Annotated in this window: 13 protein-coding genes; 8 read left to right on the top strand and 5 right to left on the bottom strand. The window is 35.5% G+C overall.

Going from position 1 to position 15405, the window contains the following annotated elements; genetic code table 11:
• Position 1: 1 nt before the first annotated feature.
• Genes IGJ04_RS11970 through IGJ04_RS11980 form a run of 3 tightly spaced genes read right to left on the bottom strand, consistent with a single transcriptional unit; the run spans position 2 to position 3350 of the window.
• Entirely contained in the window at positions 2-1156 is a 1155-nt protein-coding gene (locus tag IGJ04_RS11970; RefSeq protein ID WP_002355768.1) for a pyridoxal phosphate-dependent aminotransferase, read from the bottom strand.
• A gap of 15 nt (positions 1157-1171) precedes the next feature.
• The gene (locus IGJ04_RS11975) at positions 1172-1894 is read right to left on the bottom strand and encodes an amino acid ABC transporter ATP-binding protein (protein WP_002355769.1); all 723 of its coding nucleotides are present in this window, start codon (positions 1892-1894) and stop codon (positions 1172-1174) included.
• Positions 1887-3350 carry an ABC transporter substrate-binding protein/permease gene (locus IGJ04_RS11980; protein WP_002355770.1) on the bottom strand — a complete coding sequence of 488 codons (1464 nt, stop codon included), beginning with the start codon at positions 3348-3350 and terminating at the stop codon, positions 1887-1889. The genes IGJ04_RS11975 and IGJ04_RS11980 overlap by 8 nt, the downstream gene beginning before the upstream one ends.
• A 170-nt stretch (positions 3351-3520) precedes the next feature.
• Here IGJ04_RS11980 and IGJ04_RS11985 point away from each other — a divergent pair, with 170 nt between their 5' ends.
• The 8 genes from IGJ04_RS11985 (at position 3521) to IGJ04_RS12020 (ending at position 13228) form a co-directional block, all read left to right on the top strand.
• Positions 3521-4627: an iron-containing alcohol dehydrogenase family protein gene (locus IGJ04_RS11985; RefSeq protein WP_002425395.1), complete on the top strand. Its 1107-nt coding sequence runs from the start codon at positions 3521-3523 to the stop codon at positions 4625-4627.
• A 158-nt stretch (positions 4628-4785) separates the two neighbouring features.
• Complete coding sequence (gene tgt, locus IGJ04_RS11990; protein ID WP_002373528.1) at positions 4786-5931, top strand: tRNA guanosine(34) transglycosylase Tgt; 1146 nt, start codon at positions 4786-4788, stop codon at positions 5929-5931.
• 60 nt (positions 5932-5991) lie between these two features.
• The gene (gene yajC / locus IGJ04_RS11995; protein ID WP_002383336.1) at positions 5992-6390 is read left to right on the top strand and encodes a preprotein translocase subunit YajC; all 399 of its coding nucleotides are present in this window, start codon (positions 5992-5994) and stop codon (positions 6388-6390) included.
• A gap of 261 nt (positions 6391-6651) precedes the next feature.
• On the top strand, positions 6652-6957 hold the full coding sequence (locus IGJ04_RS12000) for a post-transcriptional regulator (protein WP_002355774.1): 306 nt from the start codon (positions 6652-6654) through the stop codon (positions 6955-6957).
• Positions 6958-7114: 157 nt separating this feature from the next.
• Entirely contained in the window at positions 7115-9712 is a 2598-nt protein-coding gene (gene adhE / locus IGJ04_RS12005; protein WP_010828611.1) for a bifunctional acetaldehyde-CoA/alcohol dehydrogenase, read from the top strand.
• A 311-nt stretch (positions 9713-10023) separates the two neighbouring features.
• Positions 10024-10389 carry a lactococcin 972 family bacteriocin gene (locus IGJ04_RS12010; RefSeq protein WP_016618016.1) on the top strand — a complete coding sequence of 122 codons (366 nt, stop codon included), beginning with the start codon at positions 10024-10026 and terminating at the stop codon, positions 10387-10389.
• Between the two features lie 87 nt (positions 10390-10476).
• Positions 10477-12606, top strand: a complete 2130-nt coding sequence (locus IGJ04_RS12015) for a hypothetical protein (RefSeq protein ID WP_104876255.1) — start codon at positions 10477-10479, stop codon at positions 12604-12606.
• On the top strand, positions 12596-13228 hold the full coding sequence (locus tag IGJ04_RS12020; RefSeq protein ID WP_010828615.1) for an ABC transporter ATP-binding protein: 633 nt from the start codon (positions 12596-12598) through the stop codon (positions 13226-13228). The genes IGJ04_RS12015 and IGJ04_RS12020 overlap by 11 nt, the downstream gene beginning before the upstream one ends.
• 62 nt (positions 13229-13290) lie before the next feature.
• Here IGJ04_RS12020 and fni read toward each other — a convergent pair whose 3' ends face one another.
• Together fni and IGJ04_RS12030 are read right to left on the bottom strand one after the other, a co-directional pair.
• Positions 13291-14313, bottom strand: coding sequence for a type 2 isopentenyl-diphosphate Delta-isomerase (fni, locus tag IGJ04_RS12025; RefSeq protein WP_010828616.1), 1023 nt, complete (start codon positions 14311-14313; stop codon positions 13291-13293).
• Positions 14297-15403: a phosphomevalonate kinase gene (locus tag IGJ04_RS12030; RefSeq protein ID WP_002355777.1), complete on the bottom strand. Its 1107-nt coding sequence runs from the start codon at positions 15401-15403 to the stop codon at positions 14297-14299. The genes fni and IGJ04_RS12030 overlap by 17 nt, the downstream gene beginning before the upstream one ends.
• Positions 15404-15405: the final 2 nt, after the last annotated feature.

The raw sequence follows: 15405 nt of genomic DNA on the forward strand, positions 1-15405 counted from the left end.
TTTATTCAAAGGTCATTCTTTCAATTCGATCGAACGCTTCCTTTAATAAATCTAAATTTTGTGTTGCGGCTAAACGAATGTACTCATCGCCTGTTGTTTCACCAAATGCTTTTCCAGGAATCACTAATACTTGTGTCTCTTTTAAAAGCTTTTCCACAAAAGGAACGGAAGTTAGTCCGGTTTTTTGAATGTTAATGAAGGCGTAAATACTTCCTTTGACTGGATGAAGCGAAAGGAAAGGGATCTTTGCTACTCGTTGGGCCACATACTCTAAACGTGTTTGGAACACTTCAACGATTGGGTCTACAAATTCGTCAAAATGTTGTAACGCATAGATTCCTGCTTGCTGTGACAACGTAGGCGCAGAATACGTAACGCCTTCATTAATTAATTTGGCTACTTCGTTAATATAGTCTGGGGCAATCATATAACCAATACGCCAACCAGTCATTGCAAAGGCTTTTGAAAAGCTACCAAAAGTGATAGTATTTTCTGGAGCAAACGTAGCCATGGGAGTAAACGTTTCTTGGAAACAAAAGGCTTCATAAACTTCATCTGAAAGAATGTATAAGTTGTGTTCAATCGCTACCTGTGCAATTTCTCTGAAAGTTTCTTCAGAGAAAACAGCGCCTGTCGGGTTATTCGGTGAATTAAGAATAATCGCTTTGGTTTTAGGCGTGATTTTTTCTTTCAAAAGAGCTACATCAATTTGGAAACCATCTTCTTCATAGGTTGGCAAAAAGACCGGAACGCCATCTGCTAAAAGAACTTGGTCTTTATAAGGAGAGAAATAAGGTTCATGAATAATCACTTCATCTCCAGGATTTAGAATCACTTGTAAGGCAAGGTACATTCCGTGCAGAGCGCCAACTGTGGCCCGGACTTGATTCGGTTGAAAAGATAATTGATAATGTGACTGATAAAACTGAATGACCGCCTCAATGAATGCCTCGCTACCATCAGAAGCGGTATATTTTGTATGCCCATTTTTGGCATCGTTAGCTGCTTGTTCGATAATCCGCTCATCGGTAATTAAGTCAGGGTCACCAATCGATAAATCGATTAAATTTGGGGTCTTTTTCGCCAATGTTGCAATATCCATGAGTAAATTTTCAGTAGGTTGTTGGTAACGTGTTGCGATATTCTTGCGATCCATACCAGGTGCTCCTTTTTATAAAACTTTTCTTAGAAAATCTTGTGTTCTTGGGTTTTGTGGCGCATCAAAAATTTCTTCAGGTGTGCCTTCTTCTTGAATGATTCCTGCATCCATAAAAATGACACGGTCCGCAACTTCTTTTGCGAAGCCCATTTCGTGGGTAACCACCACCATTGTCATCCCTTCAATAGCTAAATTTTTCATAACGGATAGCACTTCGCCCACCATTTCAGGGTCTAAGGCAGAAGTTGGTTCATCGAACAGCATCACGTCAGGGCGCATGGCTAAAGCACGAGCAATCGCTACCCGTTGTTGTTGCCCACCAGAAAGTTGAGCGGGATAATTTTCTTTTTTATCTGATAAACCAACTTGTTCTAGTAAAGAAAGAGCATGTTCTGTGGCTTCGGCAGCGGCTTCTTTTTTTACTTTAACAGGACTAATCGTTAAGTTTTCCAAGACATTTTTATGCGGGAAAAGATTGAAATTTTGGAATACCATGCCCATTTTTTGACGAAGTTGATCAATGTTGGTATTTTTATCTAATAAATTTTTTCCTTCAAATTCAACGCTGCCACCAGTTGGTGTTTCTAATAAGTTCAAGCAACGTAAAAAAGTACTTTTACCACTGCCAGAAGGGCCAATAATTACGACAACTTCACCAGCTTCAATTTCTAAGTCAATTCCTTTAAGTACTTCATTTTTTCCGAATGTTTTCTGTAAGTTTTTAATGTTAATCACTAGTACTCATTCTCCTTTCAGCAACACCTAATAGACGTGAGATAGTAAAGGTTAGGACGAAATAAATCAACGATACAATTAAGTAAGGTAAGAAGGGTTTAAAACTTGCTCCTTGAACGTTGCCAGCTTGGAAAATTAGTTCTGAAACACCAATGACTGAAACAACGGAAGATTCTTTAATTACTGTAACAAATTCATTGCCTAACGCTGGTAAAATATTTTTAATAGCTTGTGGGAAAATGATGTATCGCATTGCTTGGTTTTGATTCATTCCCAAAGAACGAGCAGCTTCCAATTGTCCTTTATTAACTGCCTGAATACCAGCACGAATAATTTCTGCTACATATGCACCACTGTTTAAAGAAAGAGCAATACAACCAGCTGCTACTTTTGATAAGTCTAAACCAAGAACGCCTGTCCCGAAATAGACAATAAAAATTTGAACAAGCAAAGGAGTGCCACGAACATATTCAATATAAGCAATGGCAATGCCACGTAAAATTTTGGAATTGGCTAACTTCATTAAGGCAAGTAATGCCCCTAAAATGGCACCAAACAAAACACCAATGAAAGCTAGGAAAATGGTATAGCCCGCACCGTTAAGGTAGAACTTTCCATACTTTTGTAAAAAGCTTTGATCTTTTTGGAACATTAATTGATTGGCTTCTTTTTTATAACCGTCCATTAATTTTTGATCATTAATTTGTTTAATAGAGGCATTTACTTTCTCCGTCAAAACGGGCGCATCTTTAGGAAAAGCAACGGCAGTATCTTTTGAGCCTTTTTCAAAGGTAACATCAGCAAAAGCTAAATCCTCATTTTGAGAAACATAGGCTTCGCCAACCGGTTCTTCCATAACGACTGCATCTAATTTATTATTTTTTAGATTCATAATTAAATCTGGAATTTTTTGAAGAGAAGTAGGGACAGCACCGGTTAATTCGGTTTTAATTAATTCTTCTTGTGTCGTTTGCTTTTGGGCACCTGCACGAACGCCTTCGAAATCTTTAGTGGAATGAAATTTATCTTTGTCTTCTTTCCGAACAATGACTCTTTGTTGAACGTTCATATATGGTTGAGAAAAAGCTACTTCTTTTAATCGTTCAGGCGTTGGCGACATGCCAGAGATGACCATGTCAATCTTGCCAGTTTTTAAGGCCCCTAACAGAGCATCGAAGCCTAGTTCTTCGATTTTTAATTTAACGCCTAAATCGTCGGCAATTTTTTGAGCAATAGAAATATCAAAACCGACAATTTTATCTTCACCATCTACTTTTGCATGAAATTCATAAGGGGCATAGTCTGCGGATAGGCCGACAACTAGTTCTCCCTTTTGGATGATTTTGTCATAGACTGGATCGTTTTCGGCTGCAAAAGTTTCTTTAATAGGTAATAATGAGAGCAACAAGAATAAAATTGGTAAAATCGTCTGTAGCCATTTTTTACATTTGGTCATTTGCGTAAACTCCTTTTTGTATTATTTTTATAAATATTCAAAAAAAGCGAATAAATGTATAAAAATTTATTGTGTTATGATGTGGTTTATCATATCATAGAATATGTAAAAGGAAAAGTAGTAGAGTTGAAAAAATACAACTTTTTCAAAAAAATTTTCAAAAGTCAAAAATGAAGGGGATTTTCAAGATGGAACAATCATTAATTGTGAGAGGGACACCACAAGAGTATCTTTGTGAAATTGGTTCGTGGGAATTATTAGAAGGACAACTATTATGCAGAAATATTCATCGTGTATTCATTTTACACGGGACTGAGTCATGGCAAGCGGCAAAACCGTATTTTCCGACGTTTCAAAAAGTAACAGCTGTTTTTGAAAACTATGGAGGTGTTTGTACAGATCAACGTGTGCAAGAGTTAGAAGCACAAGTGCTGGACAATCATTTAGAGGCCATCGTCGCTGTTGGTGGAGGAAAAGTGGCCGACTTGGGCAAAGCCTTAGCACACAAAATGGCATTACCGGTAATTATTTTACCCACTTTAGCAGCTACTTGTGCGCCGTGCACGCCATTGAGTGTAATGTATCGAGAAGATGGAGCAATGGAACGGTATGACGTTTTTCCGCAAGCAAACGCTTTGGTGTTGGTAGAACCAAGAGTGTTATTGCATTCGCCTCGGTCCTTAATGGTGGCAGGTATTGGGGATACATTAGCTAAATGGTACGAAGCAGATGCGATTATTTCGCAGTTAGATGTCCAAGTGTTACCTATTCAAGTTTCTCATTTTGCCGCGGAAAAATGTCGCGATATTTTGTTAAATGAAAGTATCAATGCTTTAAAAGCGATGGAAGAGCAGCAATTAAATCAATCGTTTATTGATGTCATCGAAACGAATTTAATTATTGGTGGAATGGTGGGTGGCTTTGGCGATGATTATGGTCGGACAGCGGGTGCCCATTCCATTCATGATGCACTAACTTTGCTGCCAGCTAGCCATCAACAATTGCATGGAAACAAAGTGGCGTATGGTGTGTTTGTTCAATTAGCCATTGAAGAGAAATGGCAAGAAATCGATGAATTAATTCCTTTCTATCACCAACTAGGTTTGCCTATTTCTTTAAAAGAAATGGACATGGACTTAACTGAAGCCGAGTATCAAGAAGTAGCAGAACGTGCTTGTATAGAAGGCGAAACGATTCATTATATGAAACAAAAAATTACCCCTGAAATTGTGAAAACAGCGATGCAAGATTTAGAAAAATATACAGCGACAAAATAAGTGCCAAACAGCAACTAGCTCATTTGAATTATTTGAACTAGTTGCTGTTTTTTAAGGATCCTTTTTTGAAAAAAGAAACCTTGAGAAATCCTTGCAAATTCAATAAAAAAAAAGTATGATGATGGGAGGACAAATTATAGTAGAAAGTAGGGAAATGAATGACGGAACCAGCCATTCGTTATCGTTTAATAAAAAAAGATAAACACACAGGTGCGCGTTTAGGTGAATTAATTACTCCTCACGGCACATTTCCAACACCAATGTTTATGCCGGTAGGTACACTTGCGACAGTTAAAACAATGTCACCAGAAGAATTAAAAGAAATGGGTGCCGGTGTTATTTTAAGTAATACTTACCATTTATGGTTACGCCCAGGTGAAGATTTAGTCGAAGAAGCAGGCGGTTTACACAAATTTATGAACTGGGATCAACCTATTTTAACTGATTCAGGTGGCTTCCAAGTCTTCTCATTAAGTGATATGCGGAAAATCGAAGAAGAAGGTGTGCATTTTAGAAATCATTTAAATGGTTCAAAAATGTTCCTTTCTCCAGAAAAAGCGATCAATATTCAAAATAAATTAGGATCAGATATTATGATGAGCTTTGATGAATGTCCACCATTTGATGAAAGCTATGAGTATGTCAAACGCTCGATTGAACGGACTTCTCGTTGGGCTGAGCGTGGCTTAAAAGCCCATGCGAATCCTGATAGACAGGGATTATTCGGTATTGTTCAAGGTGCGGGATTTGAAGATTTACGTCGTCAAAGTGCTAAAGATTTAGTGAGTATGGATTTTCCTGGCTATTCGATTGGTGGCTTATCTGTTGGTGAGTCTAAGGAAGAAATGAACCGAGTCTTAGACTTTACGACACCGTTAATTCCTGAAAATAAACCACGTTACTTAATGGGTGTGGGTGCCCCTGATTCATTAATTGATGGAGTGATTCGTGGGATTGACATGTTTGATTGTGTGTTACCAACACGTATTGCGCGCAATGGTACTTGTATGACTTCACAAGGTCGCTTGGTTGTTAAAAATGCCCAATATGCAAGAGATTTTCGTCCGCTTGATGAGAAATGTGATTGTTATGTTTGTCGTAATTATACGCGGGCCTATATTCGTCATTTGATTAAATGTGATGAAACATTCGGAATCCGTTTAACATCGTATCATAATTTATACTTCTTGTTAGACTTAATGAAAAATGTCCGTCAAGCAATTATGGAGGACAATTTATTAGAATTCCGACAAGCGTTTTTTGAAGAATATGGCTTTAATAAAGCGAATGCAAAAAGTTTCTAAAAATTAGAGGAAAAAACTAGTTCTTCAAGCATTTTTTTGATACAGTTAGTAGTGTGAATAATGCAGAGTGAGGTGAAACAAATGGGTGGCGGATTTACAATGATTTTTACATTAGTCCTTCTAGGAGGAATGATGTTTTTCATGACACGTTCTCAAAAGAAACAACAGCAAGAACGTCAAAAACAACTAAACGCAATGAAAACTGGCGATAGTGTTGTCACAATTGGTGGTTTACATGGTGTTTTAAGTGAAATCAACGAAAAAACAGTTTTAATCGATTGCGAAGGTATTGTCTTAGAATTTGACCGTGCAGCAATTCGAACTGTAACACCTGGAACTGCTGTTACAAATGATTCAGCAGTAACTAGTGTACCAGTCACAGAAGTTGAAGAGACAGTCACAGAAGAAGTAACTGAAGTTCCTGAAACATCAGATCCTTCAAAAGAAAAGAAAGACTAAACGGTTCAACTAATTCATTTAATGGTTAGAGAGAGCGGAACAGGCTTTTCAAAGGCGAAACTGTGACCAGTAGTCACACGAGAAAGCCAATAAGAAGAGATAATTCCTATTCCGCTCGTGTCGTTTATCTTAAAATGTAGGACTAGGAAGGTAGGTCATTTGGACTTACGTCCTAAGTCCTTTTTAACTATTAAGTTTACAAAAAAGGTTCCTTTTTATAGTGTTGGAAGATAGTTAAAAAGTGAGCAATCTTTCGCTTGGTTGGAAGGAGAAGAGCCCATGACAAAGGAAAAATTAAGTTGGTTACAACAAAAAATGCTCAATAAAAGTATTAAAAAGAAGTGCCAAAATTTTCGTGAACTAGGTTATTCTTCCATCAACGAAGAAGATTTATTGACTTATTTACTCACCTATCGTTGGAAAAAACAAACCCATTTATCTGTCAAAGACTGTCGTAAAGACATTCAGAAGGTTAAGCCAAATGAATTTTTTGACTATCAACAATTATTGGCACAGACATCAAAAAATCCTTTAAGGGACTGGCATGATATTGAAGACTTATTCTAGAAAAAAGAATAGGTCTTTTTTTTTGAGATAAAAAAAATTATAAATAGTTGTGAAAAATATCACAAAAACTATTTACAAGATTCGTTTTATGTTGTATGATGTGAATGTGAAATAGTTAACAAAGTTTTTTTAAAATGAAACTCTTAGGAGGATGAACATGGTTAAAACAGTAAAAAAAGAAAAGACAGAAACGGTTGATGTTTCATCAATGATTGATGAATTAGCAACAAAAGCGAGTGTCGCTTTAAAAGCAATGGAAGATTTTACACAAGAACAAGTAGATCACATTGTCCATCAAATGGCGATGGCGGCGTTAGACCAACATATGCCTTTAGCAAAAATGGCTGTCGAAGAAACTGGCCGTGGAATCTATGAAGATAAAGCAATCAAAAATATGTATGCATCTGAATACATTTGGAATAATATTAAACATGATAAAACAGTGGGTGTAATTAACAAAGACGAACAAACCGGTTTAATGGAAATTGCTGAGCCAGTTGGCGTGGTATGTGGGGTCACACCAACAACAAACCCAACGTCAACAACTATTTTTAAATCACTAATTGCCTTAAAAACAAGAAATCCAATTGTTTTTGCTTTCCATCCTAGCGCACAAAAATGTTCGGCAGAAGCGGCACGTATTGTACGGGATGCGGCGATTGCAGCAGGTGCACCAGAAAATTGTATTCAATGGATTGAACAACCATCGATTGATGCAACATCTGCTTTGATGAATCATCCAGGGATTGCCATTGTTTTAGCAACTGGTGGCGCAGGCATGGTAAAATCTGCGTACTCAACAGGTAAACCAGCACTAGGCGTTGGTCCTGGGAACGTACCAGCTTATATTGAAAAAACGGCTAAAGTAAAACGTGCGGTTAATGATTTAATTGTTTCAAAATCATTTGATAATGGAATGATTTGTGCTTCTGAGCAAGCGGTCATTGTGGATAAAGAAATTTATGCTTCTGTCAAAGCTGAGTTTGAAGCACACAATGTTTACTTCGTGAAACCGAATGAATTACAAAAACTAGAAGATGCAGTGATGAATGAAGGTAAATACGCAGTAAATCCAGCGATTGTCGGTAACTCTGCAGAAAAAATTGCTGAATTAGCAGGAATTAGCGTACCAAAAGGCACAAAAATTTTAGTCGCTGAATTAGAAGGTGCAGGTCCAGAATATCCATTATCAAGAGAAAAATTATCGCCAGTTTTAGCAATGATGAAATCAAACAATGCAGAGCATGCATTTGAACTATGTGAAGCGATGTTAAACTTAGGTGGTTTAGGACATACAGCAGTAATTCATACAGAAGATGAAGAGTTACAAGTTGCTTTTGGTTTACGTATGAAAGCTTGTCGTATTTTAGTGAATACTCCATCAGCAGAAGGCGGTATCGGTAACATTTATAACGAAATGATTCCATCCTTAACACTTGGTTGTGGTTCATACGGGAAAAACTCTGTTTCTAAAAACGTATCAGCCATTAACTTAATTAATATTAAAACGGTAGCGAAACGGAGAAATAATATGCAATGGTTTAAATTACCTCCAAAAATTTTCTTTGAAAAAAATTCTTTACAATATCTACAAAAAATGGAAAATGTTGAACGTGTCATGTTAGTTTGTGACCCAGGTATGGTTCAATTTGGCTATGCAGATATCGTACGTAAAGAGCTACAAAAACGTAAAAATGATGTGAAAATCGAAGTATTTTCTGATGTTGAACCAAACCCATCAACAAATACTGTTTATGCAGGTACCAAAATGATGGTTGATTTCCAACCAGATACAGTGATTGCCTTGGGTGGCGGTTCTGCAATGGATGCGGCGAAAGGCATGTGGATGTTCTATGAACACCCAGATACAGAGTTCTTTGGTGCAAAACAAAAATTCTTAGATATCCGCAAACGGACATATAAAATTGCCAAACCAGAAAAAACACAATTTGTTTGTATCCCAACTACTTCAGGAACTGGTTCAGAAGTTACACCATTTGCCGTTATTACTGATAGTGAAACACACGTGAAATATCCGTTAGCAGACTATGCGTTAACACCAGATGTAGCGATTGTTGATCCACAGTTCGTAATGTCTGTGCCAGCTTCAGTCACTGCAGATACAGGTATGGATGTTTTAACACATGCTATTGAATCTTATGTTTCCGTGATGGCTTCAGATTACACACGTGGTTTAAGTTTACAAGCAATCAAGTTAGTTTTCGATCATTTAGAAAATTCAGTGAAACGTCCAGATATGGAATCTCGCGAAAAAATGCATAATGCATCAACCATGGCAGGGATGGCATTTGCCAATGCATTCTTAGGTATTTGTCACTCTATTGCTCATAAAATTGGTGGGGAATATGGCATTCCACATGGTCGTACAAATGCGATTTTATTACCACATATTATTCGTTACAATGCGAAAGATCCATCAAAACACGCAATGTTCCCTAAATATGATTACTTCCGCGCCGATACTGATTATGCAGACATTGCAAAATTCTTAGGCTTAAAAGGAAATACTACCGCAGAATTAGTAGAAGCTTTAGCAACAGCAGTAGCAGACCTAGGTAAATCAGTCGGAATTGACATGAACTTGAAAGCCCAAGGTGTCTCACAAGAAACATTAGACACCACGGTTGATCGTATGGCAGAACTTGCATATGAAGACCAATGTACAACTGCAAATCCGAAAGAACCATTAATTAGTGAACTAAAACAAATTATCTTAGATGCTTATGTAGGATAAAAGTATTTAGGAAAAGACCTGGCAAAAACGCCAGGTCTTTTATAATTATAACTTTAAATTATTTTTATTATAAAAAAATGATTTAAAAAATTATAAATATTTTTTCATATTTATTTAGAAACTTGAATTTTCAGTATCTTTGATGAATTATAATTTATATGTGTTTTTTGTATGTGTTAATATTATATAGTAAGGTTACTTTCGATAGTTCGTTATTTTTATAAAATATTTATTAATTTTTTTTTGAAAACCCTTTTAATTTATTTTTGATTATAGTATAATTAATTTATTCTTAATTAAGGGGTGTTTTTATGAGGAAAATTATTCTTTTAGGTTTGTTGGTTGTTGTATCAGTCTTTGGAAGTGGGTATGCTTATGCTAACGGGAATGAGGACAGTGAGGCAATAGCTGGTGGTGGAATGGATGCAACTTTTGTTGGAGAACCTGATGAATACAAAACTAAATTTAGAGCTGCTGCAGGGGGCGGAGATTTTTCTTGTGGAGTAAATGGCTTTAAAGTATGGGCTAGTTACTCTCACGGAAGATTAACTCACAGTGCTACAGCAAAGAATGGTTGGGGAGGCTCTGTCCGAGACAAACAAAGAGCTGGGAGACGAGCTTATGCTACTTGTAATGCAACGTTAAGAGGAAATACAGGTTGGTGGAATATTTATTAAATAATAAGCTTGGAATATAAATTAGTTCTTATATTCCAAGCTATTTTTTATAATAAGAAAATAATTATTGATTAGGGAAGAAAAGAGATGCTAAAAAAGTTAATTTTTTTATTGAGTAGTGTGATATTCACATTATCAATGTTTACTTTATTTATTGTTTTAGAAAATAATCTTTTAGAAAATCTGTTATATGATGACGTAAAGGAACTCCATATAACTTATGATAAAGATAAAGATACCGATAAGTTAGCCGAAGAATTACAAAAAGTTTCTTTAGAAACAAAAAGTACAGTGGCTCAATATAACTTTACTGAGATAAATAAACTAATGATTATTTCGGCAAATCCACAGAAACAATTAAAGTTAGAATCTGGGGGATATCCTACAAATAATTCGACTAAGTTTGCTTCAAATAGGAGCGGGAAAAACAATATAGGAAGGTTGAAAATTCCTAATAATCTTATGGAAGTTAATTTATTTTCATTTTTCCAATTGAAAAATGTAGGCATGGGTAGCGTTTTTTATGTTAAAGGGGATTTAAAGAAATTCATTGAGGTATTCAAAAATTATGGACATGTTACAGTGCAAGAATCAATAAAAGCTTCAATATTAAATGCTGACGATATCCAATTAACTATTCTACTTTATTTAGTGCTTTTCTTTAGTATAAGCCTTGTTATGTTAGTATTTACCCAAAAAAAAGTGGTTGCTATAAAAAAAATGTTGGGGTATCCTTTGAAAAGTATGCTAATTGCTTCGTTTAGGAATTTTTTACCGGTTCTATCTGGTTTTTTGTTAGCAAGCACATTTTGTATCATTCGTTTTTGGACTGTAGATAGAACACTAATAGTAAAAACAATTCTATATACTACTAGTGCTGTTTTGCTGTTAAGTTTGGTTTATTTATTGTTAATGGGAATTTTGATACAAAATATTAACATTATAAATATAATAAAAGGTTTTTTTAGAGGAAGAGTAGCATTAGCTGTTTTAGCAGTTTTGTTAGTTCTTTCTTTAACACTGTTTTTTAAACAATCTATGGTTACACAAAATAATTTTCAAAAATTAGTTAAGTTAAATTTACAAGAAGAAAATTGGCTACAGACAAAAAAGTTATATACCTTGAGAATTACGAATCAATTAAACAGAAATAATCAACAGGAGGAAAAGGCTTATCTTGAGAAGGCTCAAAAATTTTATCATAATATTTCCAAAAAATATCCTACATTTATTGTAGCACCTTACAACTACGTAGAACTCCAAAAAAACAAAGCAAACAAGCCTATTTATGTAGGTGAGATGCGGGGGTTAACTGCTGAAGAATTTTTAACAGAACCAGGTGGAATTGATATTATTATCGATAAAAATTATTTAGAAAGAAATCCAATTGCTTTTGTCAATAATAATGAGGTAGATAGGATAAACACGCATTCAAATGAATTGTACGTGTTAATTCCAGAAAAGTACAAACATTTAATAAGTAAAATTAAAGAAAATTATGAAGAAGCAACACGTTTTTATTTACAAGAAGAACCACCGAATCAAGAGATTATATTGAAAGAAATAAAAGTAACACCTATTTTAGTAAAAAATAATCAGAGATATTTTACTTATAGTACGTATTATGGAACAGAAGAAAATCAAAATATGATTGTAGACCCGATTGCAATAATTATGAACCCTCATCTTATGAGTGGTTTATTCTGGGGGAATATTTTAACTGAAAATGGTGGTTTGGTTATTGATTTTGAACATATAGGAGTAGATGAACCGTTTAATTTGTTGCAAACAGATATTAGAAGAGAGAATTTACAAAATGTAATCATTTCAACAGAATCTGTTTACAGAAATGTTGGCGATGCTATTTTTCGAAATAAGAAACGTTTTATTGAAAATAGTGTTCAGTTAGCTCTTTTGATTGTCTTACTTACAGCATTAAATAGTTTGTTTGTATCAGGAATCTATACTTTATATCTAAAAAAAGTGTTTGTAAAAAAAATGTTAGGCTATTCAATCGTAGAGCAAGCAATGGATGTTATTTTTTTTCCGATAGGGTTAGAATTACTTACGTTAATCGTCACTCAATATTGGCTGGGCATAAATCAATTAAATGTAGTATTTATTTTATATTTAATTTTATTAAATATTATTTGTTTTACTGTTTTTTCAAAAAGAAAGACAAAGGAATTTTTTAAGGAGAGTATTTATGATTATTGAAGCTGAGAATTTATCGATTAAGAGAGGGAATAAACAAATCGTTTCCAATTTTTCTTTTACAGCAGATTTTGGAGAATTCATTATTATAACTGGAAAAAGTGGTTCTGGAAAGACCACATTAATCAATGAATTGAGTTTGTTAGAAAATCAGCATTCTGGCATATTGAATTACTATAATAAAAGTGAATTAACAAATAAAAGAATTCAATTGTTGAGAAGAAACTGTATTAGTTATATGTTTCAAAATTATGGGTTAATCGAGTCAATGAGTGTACTTGACAATCTTAAATTAGCATTGAAATTTAATAAAGAAACAGATGAATCAGCTGTCGATGCGTATTTAGAAAAATTTGAATTGTCTAACTTAAAAAAGAAAAAAGTTTCTTTTTTAAGTGGAGGTGAACAACAAAGAGTGGCTTTAATTAGAAGTTTGTTGAAACCCTTTGATATTCTTTTCGCAGATGAACCTACAGGAAATTTAGATCAAGAAAATGGAATGATTTTAGTAAACTATTTACAAAATTTAGTTACACAAAGTAATAAGTCAGTAGTTATGGTAACCCATGATGAAAATCTGTTTCAATATGCAAATCAAATTATACATTTGACAGAAAATAAGTAAATTTTTGGTAAATAAAAAATAAGCAAGATTTAAGTATTCTTACTTAGACCTTACTTATTTTTTTATTTAATTCCTCGTTGTTGGCACCAATTGACTAAGATTGGATCGAGCACCAATTCAGCTGTTCTTATCTCAGCTGTGGTTCTTTTACCTAAAAGAGTATAAAGCATTTTCACTTCTTCTTGCCATTGCTGTACAAGGGCTAGGGTATTTTCTAAACCATTTTTACTCATAAGGGAAGCTAAGATAGTCCCAGCAACTCCCATGCTTTTGGCACCTAAAGCGAGTCCTTTGACAATATCAAGAGAGTTACGCACACCGCCAGAACCGAGAATAGTTAGTTTCTTTTGCCAATTTTGTGATTCCAGAAGAGAGATGACCGTTGATTGCCCCCAATCATCTAAGAAAGAAAGTTCTCGTTTTTTCCGCCGGGCATTTTCAATTTGTGTAAAACTCGTTCCGCCTTGGCCGCTCACATCCGCTGCTTGAACGCCGATAGAGGTAAGTTTTTCTAAGGTTTCTTGGCTCATGCCAAAGCCAACCTCTTTGACAATGACAGGCACTTCTACGGCCTGTACGATAGCTTCAATTTTGGTTAGCCAATTAGTGAAATCACGATCTCCTTCAGGCATGACCAATTCTTGGGGCACATTTACATGGATTTGTAAGGCATTCGCTTGAAATAAATCAAGCGCTCGCTTTGCTTCTTCCACACCCAAGCCTGCACCAATATTGGCAAAAATGAGTCCATCTGGGTTTTCTTTTCGCATAATTTGATACGTATCCGCTAAACTAGCATCTTTTAACGCTGCCGAGACAGATCCTGTCGCAACTAAAAGGCCAGTTTCTTTGGCAATAATGCCTAATTGCTGATTAATTTCTTTTGCACGCTGACTACCACCTGTCATTGCATTGACATAAAAAGGTTGGGGAAGCTGAAAAGAAAGAAACGAAGTGGAAATATCCACTTCGTTAACAGCGGATTCAGCAAACGATTGGTGAACAAAACGCACACGATCAAAGTCATTACTTTTTTCTTTGTGGAACGCTTTAGCTAATGATAGATGTTCATCTTTTCGATTCATGCTTCTCCTTACACTCCTTTTGACCATAGGTATAGACGTGAAGTGGCAGTGGGGTAATTCCGTCTTTTTCCCAAGCAGTCATTAATGGTAAAATCCCAGATTTTTGGCGGAAAATTACAATCCCACAATCGCCCCCGCCAGCGCCAGAAGATTTCGCAGCTCCTGTATAAGATTCAGCCAAATCACAAAGATTTTTCAAGGCTTCTGTTTCGATTACCACACCAGTCAGTGAAGATAATTCGGCGAGCAATTGGCGATTTTTAGTAATTTGTTTTTGAATAACAGAAATTTTTCCTGTGTTAAAGCCATTAATCATTGTTTCGACACAAAGCCGACTTTTCATTAAGAACTGCTCATAAGCCGCTTGTTTTTCTTCTTTTGATTGATGGACTCGATCAACTAAGTCTGAAGTGGACGCAGGACTACCTGTCCAACCAATTAGTAAACGTAGTTGTTTCGGTACTTTTAACGGAAAAATCATTAATTCAGGCCAGTCCATTGCTAACAAATCAGTTAATGTTTCAGTGGCTACTTTTTGATTGACCCAATCATGATCGAAGGTTGAAAAGGCAATCCAGCCCCCGTAACAGCTGGCGGCGATATCTCCGCAAGAACCATTTCCTTGAACGGCTAAGTGAGCTAATGCTGATAATTTGAAAATTTCCTCATTTTCCAAACCTAAATCATAAAAAATATTCAAGGCTTTGACAGTTCCAACGGTTACCGCACCGCTTGAACCAAGACCATATTTTCTTCCATTTGAACTATCTAATTCACTCGTCACTTTTAAATGATAAAATGACAATTCTTTGTTTTGCTCTTGCGCATATTTTTCAGTTAGATGAATCGCCGCTAAAACATAATGAAAAGGATTTTCGCGAATATCTAATACAAGCTCACCATTTCGGCGTGTCCAACGAATAGGTAAAGAGCTGTATTGTGCAGATTGAATACTGCCTTCATCTGTTGTTTCTTCGACAGTTACAGTTACGAATTGATCCACAGCAACGATAATGGCAGGGTGGCCAGGTTCAACAACGGCATATTCTCCTGCAATAAATAACTTTCCTGGCGTAGTAACTTCAATCATGC

Source organism: Enterococcus sp. AZ050 (genome assembly GCF_051715085.1).
Taxonomy (GTDB): domain Bacteria; phylum Bacillota; class Bacilli; order Lactobacillales; family Enterococcaceae; genus Enterococcus; species Enterococcus faecalis.